Below are 16770 nucleotides of genomic sequence, written 5' to 3' on the forward strand. Positions count from 1 at the left end.
CCAGTTCGCCATCCTGTACGGCGAGCGCTTCATTCCGGCGGTCACAAAATGAGAACCGTCGATTGATCCCGGCCATGGCCGGGATCAATCGAAATTCGCCTCGAACACAAAATTACTGACACTCCCGACGTACCGCGCGCACCAAGACTTACCGTCAAACGAGGATACTTTGCGATAGGTTGCATATTTGTCGCAGATAGCTTCGTGGCGAAAATCGAGGAGGATGACTTCTATGCGAATCCGGCGCCGGTTCTGGCGAGCTTGCTTCACTAGGATCGGAAGGATTTCTGCTCGGAAATGCCTACCTGTCCGCACGAAAATCTTGTAGTCAGGCGCCTTCTTTGCAATGTCCTCCAACGTCTGACCAATGTCTTTCGGCAGTAAAACGGAAGAGGCGGCTATGTCGTTCGGATCCTCAAAGAAACAGAGAAGATACAGGCCAGAGGCGAGCGCAAAGACCCCGCCTGCGACGACCGAAATGAAGAAACTGTTCACGGCATTCCAGACGGGAGTGTTTGGCGCATGAAAGGCAATCGCGAGGATGCCAACTAAGCCACATCCCAGAAGCAGTACCGATAAGAGCAAGAAGCTTCGTCGCTGCGACGGCGAACTAAGGATACCGGAGAGGGACATTATTCTTCGAAGATTGGATGGATGATATCGGCTCGGCTGGCGAACGCGAAATGATGAGGCGACTGGGTATGCAAGACAAGAATCAAACCAATGCTACTCGATTGGCGTGTGAAGTCGTACATCGAGATGTCGCGGCCTGACGGCTTCCAGTGATCGGCCGCCTTGACTTACGAAGGTAGCGTTCGGGCGTCCGCGTGCCACCTTGGCGACCGTCGTGTCGTGGCCGGCTGCACTCCTTGGGCATGTCGCCACAAAGCGCTCCCAGGCGCGGGCTCGAGATCGTGACCGGCAGCTCATGGCGACGGGATCTGAACTCATGCTCTCGGCCAGAAGCGGTCGGCCGACGACAATCTACTCGACGCATGACACCGCGCCCGCCACGATTGAGCACATGGGTAACCGGCTGAGAGCACGAGGGACGCGGGCAACCGCGCACATTTCGCGCTCACTACATTAACGGAATGTGAACAAGCTATTCAGCATCGATTCAGCTAGCAGGAGGCATCATGGCACCACGGTCACAACAGGACCACCCACCCAAACAAGGAAATCCCATCATGCGTGCAACCACTCTCATCGCTACCCTGGCCCTCACCAGCGGACTCATCGGCGCGGGTGCCACCCTCACCCCCGCCTTTGCCCAGAGCACGGCCCCGGCCATCACCTCAGCCGCTCCCGCCACTGCCACGTCGAACTGGATGAGTATCAAGGACGTGCTGAACAAGCTCGAAGCTGTTGGCTACCGCGACTTCCGCGAAGTGGATCGCGACGACAACCTCTACGAGGTCAAGGCGGTCGATCCGCAAGGGCAGCGCGTCGAACTCGATGTGGATCCAATCACTGGCCAAGTCCTCAGGGTCGAAGTCAAGCGCACCAAGTAGGTAGAACACCACAGTGGCCGGCACGACTGCAAGACGCGCTAGATCTGGGTCGTCAGCGGCATCGGTATCTCCCGTGATATGAAGGTCTCACTCCGGCCATCAGCGGACGCAGGGAGGACTTTCCGCAACCGGCCGTTCGATGCGGCACCGATGGCCTTCGCGCAGGGGTAGTGAATCCGCCAGGATTGACTTGCGCTGGCCAGGCCTACCTCTCACTAGAGAGGGGCGGCAGCGCATCAAGCGGTGAGCGCACTCCGGCACCGCCAACTTTCAGCACATGCGTGTAAATGGGGTCGTCTCAGAAAACGGAAAATAAAGCACGCTAAGGCATAGCCGGGCTTGCGTCACCCTGTAGCGACGCGATCAACGGGCAGGAAACATTTCCCTGCCGTAGATGGCAGGCGGACACAAGTTCGGACAGCACCGACTCCATACGTGCCAAGTCGGCCATCTTCTCGCGCACGTCCTTGAGCTTGTGTTCCGCCAGGCTGCTTGCTTCTTCGCAGTGAGTGCCATCGTCCAGCCGCAGCAGCTCTGCGATCTCGTCCAAACTAAATCCCAGCCGCTGGGCCGATTTCACAAACCGTACCCGCGTCACATCCGCCTCGCCATACCGGCGAATGCTGCCATAGGGCTTGTCCGGCTCAGGCAGCAATCCCTTGCGCTGATAAAACCGGATGGTCTCTACATTGACCCCTGCCGCCCTGGCAAAAGCGCCAATGGTCAGATTCTCCAAAATAGTTTGCATATCGCTTGACTCCGTACATGACTACGGAAGTAAGGTTACGCTATCCATTCCAAATTCAAAAGGACAAAAGCATGTCGGAACCACAAAACGGGCGCGGCGCGCTCTTCGCCGGCGGGCTGGCCGCCATCCTCGCCTCTACCTGTTGCCTTGGGCCGCTAGTCCTGGTCGCTCTGGGATTCAGTGGCGCGTGGATCGGCAACCTGACGATATTGGAGCCGTATCGGCCGATCTTCATCGGCGCGGCGTTGGTTGCGCTGTTCTTTGCCTGGCGGCGCATCTACCGCCCGGCAGAAGCCTGCAAGCCGGGCGAGGTGTGCGCGATTCCACACGTGCATACCACCTACAAGCTCATTTTCTGGATCGTGGCCGTGCTGGTCCTGGTTGCGCTTGGTTTTCCCTACGTCATGCCATTTTTCTACTAATCAGGAGTTCACCATGAAAAAACTGTTTGCCTCCCTCGCTCTCGTCGCCGTCGTTGCCCCCGTGTGGGCCGCCACCCAAACGGTCACGCTGTCCGTGCCTGGCATGACCTGCGCTGCCTGTCCGATCACGGTCAAAAAAGCCATCTCGAAAGTCGAGGGTGTAAGCAAGACCGACGTGAGCTTCGACAAGCGCGAGGCCGTCGTCACCTTCGACGACACCAAGACCAACGTCCAGAAGTTGACCAAGGCGACCGAGGGCGCGGGCTATCCGTCCAGCGTCAAACGCTGATCCGCTGAACCTAACTCGGGAGCGACACATGGGACTCGTCACACGCATTGCCGATAAAACCGGGGCGCTCGGCAGCGTCGTTTCCGCGATGGGCTGCGCCGCCTGTTTTCCCGCCCTCGCCAGCTTGGGCGCGGCCATCGGGCTGGGCTTTCTAAGCCAATACGAGGGCCTGTTTATCAGCCGGCTACTGCCGCTGTTTGCCGCAGTCGCCTTCATCGCGAACGCGCTGGGTTGGCTGAGCCACCGGCAATGGCACCGCAGCGTGCTCGGCATGATCGGCCCGGCCATCGTGTTCGCAGCCACGGTCTGGTTACTCGGCAACTGGTGGACGGCGAACCTGATGTATGTCGGCTTGGCCTTGATGGTCGGGGTGTCGGTCTGGGATTTCGTCTCGCCAGCCAACCGCCGTTGCGGGCCGGACGGTTGCGAACTGCCCGCTAAACGCGGCTGACGGCATTGGCCGCTCACAAAACGAAAAAGGAATGCAGTATGACCACGTTGAAGATCACCGGAATGACTTGCGACTCGTGCGCTACGCACGTCAAGCAAGCATTGGAGAAAGTGCCCGGCGTGCAGTCTGCCGTTGTGTCCTACGCCAAGGGTGCGGCCCAGCTCGACCTTGACCCCGGCACCGCACCGGACGCGCTGACCGCCGCTGTGGCCGGACTCGGCTACAAGGCAACGCTCGCCGATGCCCCGCCGACGGACAACCGCACCGGGCTGCTCGACAAGGTGCGCGACTGGATGGGAGCCGCCGACAAGGGCAGCGACGGCGAGCACCCGTTGCAGGTCGCCGTGATCGGCAGCGGCGGGGCCGCGATGGCGGCGGCGCTGAAGGCCGTCGAGCAAGGCGCGAAGGTCACGCTGATCGAACGCGGCACCATCGGCGGCACTTGCGTCAATGTGGGCTGCGTACCGTCCAAGATCATGATCCGCGCTGCCCATATCGCCCATCTGCGCCGCGAAAGCCCGTTCGACGGCGGCATCCCGGCGACTGCACCTGCAATTGATCGCAGCAAGCTGCTGGCCCAGCAGCAAGCACGCGTCGATGAGCTGCGCCACGCCAAGTACGAAGGCATCCTGGACGGCAACCCGGCCATCACCGTGTTGCATGGCGAAGCGCGTTTCAAGGACGACCAGAGCCTTGTCGTCCGTTTGAACGCTGGCGGCGAGCGCGTCGTGGTGTTCGACCGCTGCCTAGTCGCCACGGGTGCCAGCCCGGCCGTGCCGCCGATTCCGGGCTTGAAAGAGTCGCCCTACTGGACTTCGACCGAGGCCCTGGTCAGCGACATCATTCCCGAACGCCTGGCCGTGATCGGATCGTCGGTGGTGGCGCTGGAACTGGCGCAAGCCTTCGCCCGACTGGGCAGCCAGGTCACGATCCTGGCGCGCAGCACGCTCTTCTTCCGCGAAGACCCGGCCATCGGCGAGGCAATCACGGCGGCGTTCCGTGCTGAAGGGATCAAGGTGCTGGAACACACGCAAGCCAGCCAGGTCGCCCACGTGGACGGCGAATTCGTGCTGACCACGGCGCGCGGTGAAATACACGCCGACAAGCTGCTGGTCGCTACCGGCCGGACACCGAACACGCGCAGCCTGGCGCTGGAAGCGGCGGGTGTCGCCGTCAATGCGCAGGGGGCTATCGTCATCGACAAAGGCATGCGCACCAGCGCGCCACACATCTATGCCGCCGGCGATTGCACTGACCAACCGCAATTCGTCTATGTGGCAGCGGCCGCCGGCACCCGTGCCGCGATCAACATGACGGGCGGCGACGCTACCCTGGACCTGACCGCGATGCCAGCAGTGGTGTTTACCGACCCGCAGGTCGCCACCGTGGGCTACAGCGAAGCGGAAGCGCATCACGACGGGATCGAGACCGACAGTCGCACCTTAACCTTGGACAACGTGCCGCGTGCGCTGGCCAACTTCGACACACGCGGCTTTATCAAGCTGGTCATCGAGGAAGGTAGCGGGCGGCTCATTGGCGTGCAGGCGGTGGCCCCGGAAGCGGGCGAACTGATCCAGACGGCAGCCCTGGCAATTCGCAACCGCATGACGGCGCAGGAACTGGCGGATCAGTTGTTCCCCTACCTGACGATGGTCGAGGGGTTGAAGCTCGCGGCGCAGACCTTCAACAAGGATGTGAAGCAGCTTTCCTGCTGCGCCGGGTGAGGAAAAGGAGGTGTTCGATGAACGCCTACACGGTGTCCCGACTGGCTGACGATGCCGGCGTGAGTGTGCATGTCGTGCGCGACTACATCGTGCGTGGATTGTTGCGGCCGGTCGCATGCACCACGGGCGGCTACGGCCTGTTCGACGCGGCAGCCTTGCAACGCCTGTGCTTCGTGCGGGCCGCCTTTGACGCGGGCATCGGCCTGGGCGCGCTGGCGCGGCTGTGTCGGGCACTGGATGCTGCGGACGGCGACGGCGCGGCTGCGCAGCTTGCCGTGCTGCATCAACTCGTAGAACGGCGGCGCGAGGCCCTGGCCAGCCTCGAAATGCAGTTGGCCGCCATGCCAATCGAGTCGGCACGGCAAACGGAGAGTTTGCCATGAACAGCCCCGAGCGCTTGCCAGCCGAGACGCGCAAGCCGGTCACCGGCTACCTGTGGGGCGCGCTGGCCGTGCTGACCTGCCCCTGCCATCTGCCGATTCTCGCCGCTGTGCTGGCCGGTACGACCGCCGGCGCTTTCATTGGGGAGCATTGGGGTGTTGCTGCCCTCGCGCTGACCGGGTTATTTGTCCTGTCCGTGGCGCGGCTGCTTCGAGCGTTCAAGGGAAGATCATGACCGCTTCCCGACCGGTTGTATGGACGGCGACACAATTGGCGCAGGCGGTTGTGCTCGGACAGCTTGAGCTGCATTACCAGCCGATTGTCGATCTGCGCAGTGACCAGATTGCCGGCGCGGAAGCACTGTTACGCTGGCGGCACCCGAGTCTCGGCTTGTTACCGCCGGGCCAGTTCCTACCCGTGGCGGAATCGTCCGGCCTGATGCCGGAGATCGGTGCATGGGTGCTGCGCGAAGCCTGCCAGCAGATGCACGAGTGGCTACCGGTGCAATGGCGGCCGTTCCGCCTGGCCGTCAATGTATCCGCACGCCAGGTCGGGCCAGGTTTCGATGACCAGGTGCAACAGGCATTGGCGGCGGCAGGCTTGCTCGCCGAGTATCTGGAAATCGAGCTGACCGAATCGGCCGCCTTCGGCGATCCGGCAATTTTTCCTCTCCTGGATGCGTTGCGCGCCATCGGCGTGCGCTTCGCTGCCGACGATTTCGGGACGGGCTATTCCTGCCTGCAACACCTGAAATGCTGCCCGATCACCACGCTCAAGATCGACCAATCGTTCGTCGCGGGAATCGTGGATGACACACGCGACCAGACCATCGTCCGGGCGGTGATCCAACTCGCGCACGGCCTTGGCATGGAAGTGGTAGCCGAGGGAGTGGAAACGCCGGCCAGTCTCACGCAGTTGCGGCTAGCGGATTGCGACGCAGTGCAGGGCTTCCTGTTCGCCAAGCCGATGCCGGCGGCGGCATTCGCCGCCTTCGTTAAGCGATGGAGGGGTGTCACCATGAACGTCAACGAACCGACCACCAGTTGTTGCGTGTGCTGCAAGGAAATTCCGCTCGATGCTGCCTTCACCCCGGAAGGCTCGGAATACGTCGAACACTTTTGTGGACTCGATTGTTATGAACGTTTTCAGGCCCGAGCTAAAGCCGTAGCCGAACCAGTTACTACACCTGCCGCTGGCGGCCCAACGCCGTCAGGTTGAAGCATACCCTATCCTGATGTCAGGAGAAGCCACCCAGCAACGTCAGAATAGAGCCAATTTTTGTATTTCTTGACACCTGCGGCGAAAGGTCATAAATTTCTTCCTGACACTTTCGTGTTTAGAGGCACCATGCAGGGTCAACGCATCGGCTATGTCCGGGTCAGCAGCTTCGACCAGAACCCGGAACGGCAACTGGAGCATGTCGAAGTCGGCAGGGTATTCACCGACAAGGCGTCGGGAAAAGACACCCAGCGGCCTGAACTCGATTCGTTGCTGGCCTTCGTGCGCGAAGGCGACACGGTGGTGGTGCACACCATGGATCGCCTGGCGCGCAACCTCGATGATTTGCGCCGCCTGGTACAAAAGCTGACCAAACGCGGCGTGCGCATCGAGTTCGTCAAGGAGAGTTTGACCTTCACCGGCGAGGATTCGCCGATGGCGAACCTGATGCTGTCGGTGATGGGTGCGTTCGCCGAATTCGAGCGGGCCTTGATCCGCGAGCGGCAGCGCGAAGGCATCGCGCTCGCCAAGCAGCGCGGAGTCTACCGGGGCCGTAAGAAAGCACTGTCGCCCGAACAGGTCGCCGAACTGCGGCAGCGTGCCGCAGCCGGCGAACAGAAAGCGAAGCTGGCACGTGAATTCGGTGTCAGCCGGGAGACCCTGTATCAATACTTGAGATTGGATCAATAGCGATGCCTCGTCGTTCCATACTGTCCGCCGCCGAGCGGGAAAGCCTGCTGGCGTTGCCGGACACCAAGGACGACCTGATTCGACATTACACGTTCAGCGATACTGACCTTGCCATCATCCGGCAGCGGCGCGGGCCTGCCAACCGGCTGGGCTTCGCCGTGCAGCTTTGCTACCTGCGCTTTCCCGGCATTATCCTTGGCGTCGATCAGCCGCCGTTCCCGCCCTTACTGAAACTGGTCGCCAACCAACTCAAGGTCGGCATCGAAAGCTGGGACGACTACGGGCAGCGAGAGCAGACCCGGCGCGAGCACCTGGTCGAGCTGCAAAACGCGTTCGGCTTCCAGCCCTTCACGATGAGCCACTATCGGCAGGCTGTGCATACGCTGACTGAGCGAGCCATGCAGACCGACAAGGGCATCGTGCTGGCCGATGCCTTGATCGAACATTTGCGGCGACAGTCCATCATTCTGCCCGCGCTCAATGCCATCGAGCGCGCCAGCTCCGAGGCCATCACCCGCGCCAACCGACGAATCTACGAAGCCCTGTCCGAGCCGTTGTCGAACGGGCACCGGCATGGCCTCGACGATCTTCTAAAACGCCGCGACAACAGCAAGACGACTTGGCTGGCCTGGCTGCGGCAGTCGCCCGCCAAGCCCAATTCTCGGCACATGCTCGAACACATCGAGCGTCTCAAAGCCTGGCAGGCGCTCGACCAGCCGCCCGGCATCGAGCGGCTGGTTCACCAGAATCGGTTGCTCAAGATCGCCCGCGAGGGCGGCCAGATGACGCCCGCCGACCTGGCCAAGTTCGAGCCGCAACGGCGCTACGCCACCCTGGTGGCGCTGGCCATCGAAGGCATGGCCACCGTCACTGACGAAATCATCGACCTGCACGACCGTATCCTCGGGAAGCTGTTCAACGCAGCCAAAAACAAGCATCAGCAGCAGTTCCAGGCGTCCGGCAAAGCCATCAACGCCAAGGTGCGCCTGTACGGCCGCATCGGCCAGGTGCTGATCGACGCCAAGCAATCGGGCGGCGACCCGTTCGCCGCCATCGAGGCCGTCATGTCCTGGGACGCCTTCGCCGAAAGCGTCACCGAGGCGCAAAAGCTCGCGCAGCCCGATGACTTCGATTTCCTGCACCGTATCGGCGAGAGCTACGCCACCTTGCGCCGCTACGCGCCGGAATTTTTGGATGTGCTCAAGCTGCGGGCAGCGCCCGCCGCCAAGGACGTGCTCGATGCCATCGAGGTGCTGCGCGGCATGAACACCGACAACGCCCGCAAGGTGCCCGCTGATGCTCCGACCGATTTCATCAAGCCGCGCTGGCAGAAGTTGGTGATGACCGACGCCGGCATCGACCGGCGCTACTACGAGCTGTGCGCACTGTCGGAACTCAAGAACTCGCTGCGCTCGGGCGACATCTGGGTGCAGGGATCACGCCAGTTCAAGGACTTCGAGGACTACCTGGTGCCGCCCGCGAAGTTCGCCAGCCTCAAGCAGTCCAGCGAACTGCCGCTGGCCGTGGCCACCGACTGTGACCAGTACCTAGACGACCGGCTAACGCTGCTGGAGGCGCAACTTGCCACGGTCAATCGCATGGCAGCGGCGAACGACCTGCCGGATGCGATCATCACCGAGTCGGGCCTGAAGATTATGCCGCTGGATGCAGCCGTGCCCGAGACTGCGCAGGCGCTGATCGACCAGACCGCGATGATCCTGCCACACGTCAAGATCACCGAACTGCTGCTGGAGGTAGATGAATGGACGGGCTTCACTCGTCACTTCGCGCACCTGAAATCGGGCGATCTGGCCAAGGATAAGAACCTGCTGCTGACGACGATCCTGGCCGACGCGATTAACCTCGGCCTGACCAAGATGGCCGAATCCTGCCCCGGCACGACCTACGCCAAGCTGGCTTGGCTACAAGCCTGGCATATCCGCGACGAAACCTACTCGACGGCGCTGGCCGAGCTGGTCAATGCACAGTTTCGGCACCCGTTCGCCGAGCACTGGGGCGATGGCACCACGTCATCGTCGGACGGCCAGAACTTCCGCACTGGCAGCAAGGCCGAGAGTACGGGCCACATCAACCCGAAATACGGCAGCAGCCCAGGGCGGACGTTCTACACCCACATCTCCGACCAGTACGCGCCGTTCCACACTAAGGTCGTGAACGTCGGCGTGCGCGACTCGACCTACGTGCTCGATGGCCTGCTGTACCACGAGTCCGACCTGCGCATCGAGGAGCACTACACCGACACGGCAGGCTTCACCGATCATGTCTTCGCCTTAATGCACCTGCTGGGCTTCCGCTTTGCGCCGCGCATCCGCGACCTGGGTGATACCAAGCTGTTCGTCCCAAAGGGTGAAGCCAGTTACGACGCGCTCAAACCGATGATTAGCAGCGACAAGCTGAACATCAAGGCGATTCGTGCCCACTGGGACGAAATCCTGCCGCTGGCCACCTCAATCAAGCAGGGTACGGTGACAGCCTCGCTGATGCTCAGGAAGCTCGGCAGTTACCCACGTCAGAACGGCCTGGCCGTGGCCCTGCGCGAGTTGGGCCGCATCGAGCGCACGCTGTTCATTCTGGACTGGCTGCAAAGCGTGGAACTGCGCCGACGTGTCCACGCCGGACTCAATAAGGGCGAAGCGCGCAATGCGCTGGCCCGCGCCGTGTTTTTCAACCGGCTGGGTGAAATCCGCGACCGCAGTTTCGAGCAGCAGCGCTACCGGGCCAGCGGCCTCAACCTGGTGACAGCGGCTGTCGTGCTGTGGAACACGGTCTATCTGGAACGGGCGGCGCATGCGCTACGTGGCAACGGTCATGCCGTCGATGACGCGCTGTTGCAGTACCTGTCACCGCTGGGCTGGGAGCACATCAACCTGACCGGTGATTACCTGTGGCGCAGCAGCGCCAAGATCGGAGAGGGCAAGTTCAGGCCGCTACGACCGCTACAACCGGCTTAGCGTGCTTTATTTTCCGTTTTCTGAGATGACCCCTAAATCATCGTCGTGGAGACGTCGGAATGGCCGAGCAGATCCTGCACGGTTCGAATGTCGTAACCGCTACGGAGCAAAGCCGTCGCGAACGAGTGGCGCAGGGTATGCGGTGTAGCAGGCTTCGCGACACCTGCTTCTTCCACGGCACGTTTGAAGGCGCGCTGAAAGGTCTGGTCATACATATGATGGCGACGCACGACACCGCTCCGTGGGTCGGTCGAATGCGTGTGCTGCGCAAAGACCCAGAACCACGGCCAAGAATGCCCGGCGCGCGGATACTTCCGCTCAAGGGCGTCAGGAAGCGCAACGCCGCTGCGGCCCTCGGCCTGGTCCTTCAGCCACCATGCCCGGGCACGCGCCAGCTGCTCGCGCAGGCCGAGCGCCAAGCTCTCGGGCAACATCAATGCCCGATATTGGAGCCCTTGCCCTCCCGCACGATGATCGTGCCGTGATCGAAATCCAGATCCTTGACCCGCAGTTGCAAACCCTCGCTGATCCGCATGCCCGTTCCATACAGAAGCTGGGCGAACAAACGATGCTCCCCTTCCAGAAAACCGAGGATGCGAACCACCTCATCTGGGGTCAGCACGACCGGCAAGCGCCGCGACGGCCGAGGTCTTCCGATCTCCTGAAGCCAAGGCAGATCCGCGCACAGCACCTTGCCGTAGAAGAACAGCAAGGCCGCCAATGCCTGCCGATGTGTGGATGCCGAAACCTTACGCTCGTTCGCCAGCCAAGACAGGAATGCCTCGACTTCGCTGCTGCCCAAGGTTGCCGGGTGACGCACACCGTGGAAACGGATGAAGGCACGAACCCAGTGGACATACGCCTGTTCGGTTCGTAAGCTGTAATGCAAGTAGCGTATGCGCTCACGCAACTGGTCCAGAACCTTAACCGAACGCAGCGGTGGTAACGGTGCAGTGCTGGTTTTCATGGCTTGTTATGACTGTTGTTTTGTACAGTTTATGCCTCGGGCATCCAAGCAGCAAGCGCGTTACGCCGTGGGTCGATGTTTGATGTTATGGAGCAGCAACGATGTTACGCAGCAGGGCTGTCGCCCTAAAACAAAGTTAGATGTAATTAACCGGAAAGTTGCGCACGAATAATTTTTTTCTTCAAGACTGCAACTTTAAGAGAAAAGAACACATAATCCCTTCGAATCATATTGGAGGCGGATCATGAAAAGCTGGTTATTTCTTACTGTTGCAATTCTTGGAGAGGTAGTTGCAACATCTGCATTAAAGTCCAGTGAAGGTTTTACGAAGCTCGTACCATCTTTCATCGTAATTGTTGGCTATGGAATTGCATTTTATTTCCTTTCATTGGTCTTGAAGTCTATTCCTATAGGGGTGGCCTATGCAGTTTGGTCTGGCCTTGGCGTAGTATTAGTCACTGCTGTTGCATGGGGGCTTTACGGGCAAAAGATTGATGCATGGGGTTTCGTGGGTATTAGTTTAATAGTTTGCGGTGTATTGGTTTTAAATTTGCTTTCTAAAGCAAGCGTTCATTAAGTGGCACTGGCATCTAACAATCGGCAGCAGGCGGACAGCCTACACTACGCGGTTTTGTGTTACTCGCTGCGCTCAAACATTAACACAAAACCGCTCCGTTACGGCTGCCGCTGTGCCGGGCGTTATGTTTCTGGAGATTTCTGAATGAACATTAGAGAGGCTGAAAGAAAAGATTGGGACTTAATTTGGCCAATCTTTAATGAGGTTGTAAAAGCCGGAGAAACCTACGCATACGAAACTGAAACAACCAAAGACCAAGCGGAAAAAATTTGGCTAGACGCTCCCAGAAAAACATTTGTGGCCGAAGAAAATGGAAAAATTTATGGAACTTATTACATAAAAACAAACCAGGCTGGCCCCGGTAATCATGTGTGCAATTGTGGCTATATGGTTTCCTCAATTGCCCGAGGTCGGGGTTTGGCTACAACCATGTGTGAGCACTCACAAGAAATGGCTTTAAAGTTGGGTTATAAAGCAATGCAGTTTAATTTTGTTGCTTCAAGCAATGAAGGCGCTGTTCGGTTGTGGAATAAACTTGGTTTTGAAACTGTGGGGCGCTTGCCTAGTGCATTTAATCATCCAACAAAAGGCTACGTAGATGCTTTGGTAATGTTCAAATGGCTAGCTAAAACATAACAAGGTGCTGCAACCCGCGCACTACGTGCGCTGGACAGTTTGTAAGTCGCGGCTTTGTGGTTTTGCTGCGCAAAAGTAATCCACAAAACCACGACTTACAAACTGCCGTTGAGCACGGCGTTGAATGACAGCTTTCCCAAAAGCTCTACGGCTGCTCTGGGTCGCTGACTGCCGGTCGATCGCGGTGGAAGCTGCCGCTAAACCTTTGAGCGAACTGAACGGCAGCAGTCGAGCCGACAACAGCCCTTCCGTCCGCGGGAGCCGAACGGCTTCTCCGGCCGAGGCGCGCCCATACGCCCTAGACAACTTCCAGAGTGCCCTCGCGCCGGCACGCCATACCCTCTTTCCGCCTGTCCTACTTGCTGCTATTCTGCACGCCGGCTGGATCGAAGCCTGCTGCCCACCTCGGCGCACCCGGACGGGACGATCATCACCTGTTTCGCATTTGAGAAATCCCTAATCCCTCGGATTTCGGCAGTGGGCACCGAAGGTTCGCGATTGGATAGGAGTTTCACAAATGCGCCGCACAATCCTTATTACCGCCGCCGAAGTCGAAAAGCTCAAGCAGCGCGCCCGCAAGCTCAAGAGAGCGAACGGAATCACTCACAACGAGGCACTGGACGAGGCTGCAAAGGCTGTCGGCTTCGACCACTGGCACCACGTTGCAGAATCAGCTAAGACGTTCGCACCGACCGAGCACGCTCACCACTTCGGCGTGATCATCGCTCTCGACATCAAGGACGCTCAGGACTTTCACGACCCATCAGGACAGTTCGTCGAGGACGATCTTGCCTTCTCCCTGTGCGCCGGCGACATCTACGCACTCGTGCGCGAGGCGGATGGGGACGATGACATCGACCCGAATGACCCGACCTACAATGAAGACCTCAAAGAGTGGATGTTCGATGGGCTAATGAATTACGTCTTCTTCCGCTATACGAATCCCGAGTTGCCCGCGAGCGTCGAGGAAGCGGTGAAGCTCGCCACCGAACACTGCTACTGGCCGCCGGAGTACATCTGGTACAAGGGCGTCATGCACGACAGCCCGGACGGGTCAGAACTTGCGGACCGCCGAATCATTCACCGCTTCGAGTAACGTGTAGATCGCGACGGTGCCAAACGCCGTCTGGCTGCTGTTGGCACCACTGCCGCCACTCGATCTACTTCGGCTGAAAGATTTCAGGCGGGACCTGACGGTCTGCGTAAAGATCTCAAGGGGCGATTCATTCGATCCATGGCAGCCTACCCTGCTGCGGATCGCGCACATTCGAAGCTGATGGTTTGTTGGTCGCGCATGCGTCAATCAGGACAACATCTCGGCGCCCGGACAATCCTAGCTCGGCGAGAATGGTTTGAACCTTACGGAACTCGCTTTCCGAAAAGTAAAGAATCGCTTTGATGGACTTCGCCGTGTCGTTCGCCGCCTCATACACGCCAACCTGATGCTTCATGTTCTGTTTCAGTTTCGAATTCGATGCTAACTTAAATTCGATCAGAGTCTTGTCCCGGCTGCCCTTGGAAACCTTGAAATCGACAGGACCTCTGCCGTTATTGACCTCGCGATTCACGTCGTAAACGGAGGCACACCACGTAAGCTTATACATGAGTTGCAGGTCCGCCTCTCGATGAATCGGCTTGCCATTGTGGTAGAACATGCGATAGCCATCTTGGTCCTCGATGACCGATTTCAGGTAATGCAGGCGCCGCATGGACTCTTCGAAGCTGTCATCCGCCTCTTGATAGAATTCTGTACCGATCAGCTTCTGATCGACCAGCGCACGGATCTGATGAATGAATTGCTGCTCTGTGTCGCGGACCTTGGAGTTGCTGACCTTGTGGGCCTCGTCTCCCGTCTCCTCCTTGTGTCGGATGTAATAGTCCAGCACTTGCGGGAACTGCTCGATGGTGGTCGCAGCAGCCTCTCGAATTTCTTCTTCCTTGGCGTCCTCCGACAAGCGGCGCAGGAAATATTCATTGACCTGCGCCCTTAATTGCTGATCCGGGATCGAGTTGTAGACGCCCTGAAAGTTGTCAAGTAGGTCGTTGCGATTAATCCATGCCTCGTCTTTAGTCAGAATCACCTTCGGGGTCAGCAGGACATAGTCGTTGCCGAAAGCCGGCAGGTTATATCGCCCACCCTTCCACCGCCTTGCCCTGTAATCGAAGGCGACCTTCTCGATGGCGAAATTCCGTCGGAGGCTCGACGCAATATGCATTTTCGCAAAGGTCTGTGTATAGTCAAGCAGGTATTGCTTGATCAGATTGGTTGTAAAGTCACTTAAATGGTCGCGACCTACACCATCCGCCAGCAGACACAGCTTTTCGAGGTGGCTTCCACGACTAATCGTTTCGCTTCCGAAATCCTTGAATACCTGATGGAGATTGCGATGAAGCGCTCCGGCAAACTGCTTGCCGAGGCCGCTTCCATTGTTACCTGTCTTGCTGAATCCGAGCCAGTTCTGGCTGACCTCAGGAAAGCGGAACCAGCTATCAAGCAGTCCCTTGCTGATGCTAGCATCGGACGATACATCGCGCAGAAACTTCACGTAGCAGATGATTTCGTCGTGGAGGCGCTGGTGTTCGATCTCTTCGCTGTCAAAGAGCAAGAACGGATCGACGAACAGCGGGAGGTCGTTGATCAAGGATATATTGAGCGCGCCATAGTCCTCCAACACCTCGGGCACGACTTCAAAGAAGTCGGTGAAGTAGATCTTTGCCGCTGTCGTCATGTCATCGCCTCGGCATCTCCATCAAATCTCATTGTTGGCAATGGTCAGAAGTAGTCTAGGACCGCAGATTGACGTAGGAAACACTCAGCATCTTCTGATCTTTCGCGCAGACGCAAGCGCTCATTCAGACAATAACCCCATTGTAATGGACGACCGGTTCGGACGAAGAGCGACTGTTGATGCTTGACTTCTTGGACCTCGGCTCAGGCCGAGTTGCTGACGCTCTGAGGATGCCACCTCCAGAGCAGCACTTCCTCGCGAACGGCGGTTTGCTCGAAATGTAATAGCCAGTTGATGCCTACGATGAGCCTGACGTATGACAGGCGAACATTCTTTAGGGCAACCATGCTGCTTAACTCGCCGGTAAGAATCATTCGAACACGCAACAGTGTGAACCGAGCTGCTACAAAGCCTCGCGAGGGCCATCCCATTCACTCAATGTCGAAGCACAGGAGACCGTAGACGCTATACATAGCATCATCCCCTTCAACGCTCCCCCTTTGCGATGAGGACAGAACACCAGAGCACGACCTGAGGCTATAAGCACATGACGCAACAGGGGCCATCCGAGATGGCCCGTGAACACCCTGACCAACCTGATTCTTCCACGACTCCCCCGGCGCCCCTACTGCACCGACAATCCTAGCCAAGGCCTCATCATCCGCGGCTCGGATGTGGCCACCACAAAGAGCCACCTGCAACTTAACCCCGCGGCGCTTCGCCACTGGCTCCTGTTCGACATTGATGCGCCCCTCGCTGCCCTGACTTGGGAGCGCGTCAATCTACCTCCGCCCAACTGGCTTGCCGTCAATCCGGAGAACTCCCACGCGCATTGCGGTTACCTACTCGAAGTACCGATTATCACCAGCAAAGGAGGCCGCGAGAAACCGTTGCGCTATGCTGCGGCCATCGAGAACGCCTACCGCCTTAAGCTGCGTGCCGACCCCAGCTACAACGGCCTAATCTGCAAGAATCCTCTCCATGAGCGCTGGCGAACTTGGTTTGTTCACGACCACGCCTATTCGCTGGACGAGCTCTCTGAGTGGGTATCGCTTGCAAAACGCTCCCGCGCAATCGTGGAGGATGTCGGACTCGGGCGCAACGTCACTCTTTTCGACACTCTCCGAAACTGGGCCTACGGCATGGTGCTTATATACAAGCGCGCCAATGCGTCTCAGGACCTCTGGTTCAGAGCACTGCTGCACCAGGCGGAAGGCATCAACAGTCGCTTTCCGACACCCCTTGCTTTCCCGGAGATTCGGACTTTGACTAAATCGTCGGTCCTGAAGAACTCCTCGGAGCCTTTCCTCACGCGGCCTGCGCGCGGTTGAGCGCTTGCCGAATCCTCCAGTTTCCAGTGCAATCGCATTCACTTTCTGGAAGATTTGGAGCGCAGGTTTGCGATGACCACCCCGGATTTTTTCCGCGCCCGGCTGGACGCGATGATCGACC

Annotated in this window: 17 protein-coding genes and 1 pseudogene; 14 read left to right on the top strand and 4 right to left on the bottom strand. The window is 58.9% G+C overall.

Annotation, left to right across the window (positions count from 1 at the left end; translation table 11 throughout):
* Positions 1-84: 84 nt before the first annotated feature.
* A complete protein-coding gene (locus GH681_RS21765) occupies positions 85-495 on the bottom strand; it encodes a hypothetical protein (protein ID WP_153163633.1) in 411 nt (136 codons plus the stop codon).
* 695 nt (positions 496-1190) lie between these two features.
* On the opposite strand from GH681_RS21765, the gene GH681_RS21770 reads away from it, so the two are divergent.
* Positions 1191-1514: a PepSY domain-containing protein gene (locus GH681_RS21770; RefSeq protein ID WP_153163634.1), complete on the top strand. Its 324-nt coding sequence runs from the start codon at positions 1191-1193 to the stop codon at positions 1512-1514.
* A 322-nt stretch (positions 1515-1836) separates the two neighbouring features.
* Here GH681_RS21770 and merR read toward each other — a convergent pair whose 3' ends face one another.
* Entirely contained in the window at positions 1837-2262 is a 426-nt protein-coding gene (gene merR, locus GH681_RS21775) for an Hg(II)-responsive transcriptional regulator (protein WP_011111454.1), read from the bottom strand.
* Between the two features lie 71 nt (positions 2263-2333).
* Between merR and merT the strand changes: the two genes are divergently transcribed.
* The 9 genes from merT to GH681_RS21820 all read left to right on the top strand — a co-directional run bounded on the left by merT (position 2334) and on the right by GH681_RS21820 (position 10409).
* Entirely contained in the window at positions 2334-2684 is a 351-nt protein-coding gene (gene merT, locus GH681_RS21780) for a mercuric ion transporter MerT (protein WP_011111453.1), read from the top strand.
* Positions 2685-2697: 13 nt separating this feature from the next.
* Positions 2698-2973: a mercury resistance system periplasmic binding protein MerP gene (gene merP, locus GH681_RS21785; protein ID WP_011111452.1), complete on the top strand. Its 276-nt coding sequence runs from the start codon at positions 2698-2700 to the stop codon at positions 2971-2973.
* A 28-nt stretch (positions 2974-3001) separates the two neighbouring features.
* On the top strand, positions 3002-3424 hold the full coding sequence (merC, locus tag GH681_RS21790; protein WP_011111451.1) for an organomercurial transporter MerC: 423 nt from the start codon (positions 3002-3004) through the stop codon (positions 3422-3424).
* Positions 3425-3462: 38 nt separating this feature from the next.
* Positions 3463-5148 carry a mercury(II) reductase gene (merA, locus tag GH681_RS21795; RefSeq protein WP_011111450.1) on the top strand — a complete coding sequence of 562 codons (1686 nt, stop codon included), beginning with the start codon at positions 3463-3465 and terminating at the stop codon, positions 5146-5148.
* Between the two features lie 17 nt (positions 5149-5165).
* Positions 5166-5531, top strand: coding sequence for a mercury resistance co-regulator MerD (gene merD, locus GH681_RS21800; RefSeq protein ID WP_011111449.1), 366 nt, complete (start codon positions 5166-5168; stop codon positions 5529-5531).
* Complete coding sequence (gene merE / locus GH681_RS21805) at positions 5528-5764, top strand: broad-spectrum mercury transporter MerE (protein WP_041356560.1); 237 nt, start codon at positions 5528-5530, stop codon at positions 5762-5764. The genes merD and merE overlap by 4 nt, the downstream gene beginning before the upstream one ends.
* Entirely contained in the window at positions 5761-6747 is a 987-nt protein-coding gene (locus tag GH681_RS21810; RefSeq protein WP_011111448.1) for a DUF3330 domain-containing protein, read from the top strand. Before merE ends, GH681_RS21810 begins: the two co-directional genes overlap by 4 nt.
* A 129-nt stretch (positions 6748-6876) precedes the next feature.
* Positions 6877-7437, top strand: a complete 561-nt coding sequence (locus GH681_RS21815; protein WP_153163635.1) for a recombinase family protein — start codon at positions 6877-6879, stop codon at positions 7435-7437.
* A gap of 2 nt (positions 7438-7439) precedes the next feature.
* Positions 7440-10409, top strand: coding sequence for a Tn3 family transposase (locus GH681_RS21820; protein ID WP_153163636.1), 2970 nt, complete (start codon positions 7440-7442; stop codon positions 10407-10409).
* A gap of 32 nt (positions 10410-10441) precedes the next feature.
* Here the strand turns inward: GH681_RS21820 and GH681_RS21825 are convergent.
* Positions 10442-11376, bottom strand: a pseudogene (locus GH681_RS21825) (integron integrase).
* 244 nt (positions 11377-11620) lie between these two features.
* Between GH681_RS21825 and qacK the strand changes: the two are divergent.
* The 3 genes from qacK (at position 11621) to GH681_RS21840 (ending at position 13685) form a co-directional block, all read left to right on the top strand.
* Positions 11621-11953 carry a quaternary ammonium compound efflux SMR transporter QacK gene (qacK, locus tag GH681_RS21830; protein ID WP_052484405.1) on the top strand — a complete coding sequence of 111 codons (333 nt, stop codon included), beginning with the start codon at positions 11621-11623 and terminating at the stop codon, positions 11951-11953.
* A gap of 144 nt (positions 11954-12097) precedes the next feature.
* A complete protein-coding gene (locus GH681_RS21835; RefSeq protein ID WP_027848401.1) occupies positions 12098-12589 on the top strand; it encodes a GNAT family N-acetyltransferase in 492 nt (163 codons plus the stop codon).
* A gap of 517 nt (positions 12590-13106) precedes the next feature.
* Positions 13107-13685, top strand: a complete 579-nt coding sequence (locus tag GH681_RS21840; protein WP_153163637.1) for a hypothetical protein — start codon at positions 13107-13109, stop codon at positions 13683-13685.
* Positions 13686-13812: 127 nt separating this feature from the next.
* Here the strand turns inward: GH681_RS21840 and GH681_RS21845 are convergent, their stop codons facing one another.
* On the bottom strand, positions 13813-15318 hold the full coding sequence (locus tag GH681_RS21845; protein ID WP_153163638.1) for a hypothetical protein: 1506 nt from the start codon (positions 15316-15318) through the stop codon (positions 13813-13815).
* A 578-nt stretch (positions 15319-15896) separates the two neighbouring features.
* On the opposite strand from GH681_RS21845, the gene GH681_RS21850 reads away from it, so the two are divergent.
* Positions 15897-16649, top strand: a complete 753-nt coding sequence (locus tag GH681_RS21850; protein ID WP_153163639.1) for a replication initiation protein — start codon at positions 15897-15899, stop codon at positions 16647-16649.
* Positions 16650-16770 lie beyond the last annotated feature (121 nt).

This window comes from Zoogloea sp. 1C4, assembly GCF_009469605.1.
In the GTDB taxonomy this organism is placed as follows: Bacteria; Pseudomonadota; Gammaproteobacteria; order Burkholderiales; family Rhodocyclaceae; genus Zoogloea; species Zoogloea oryzae.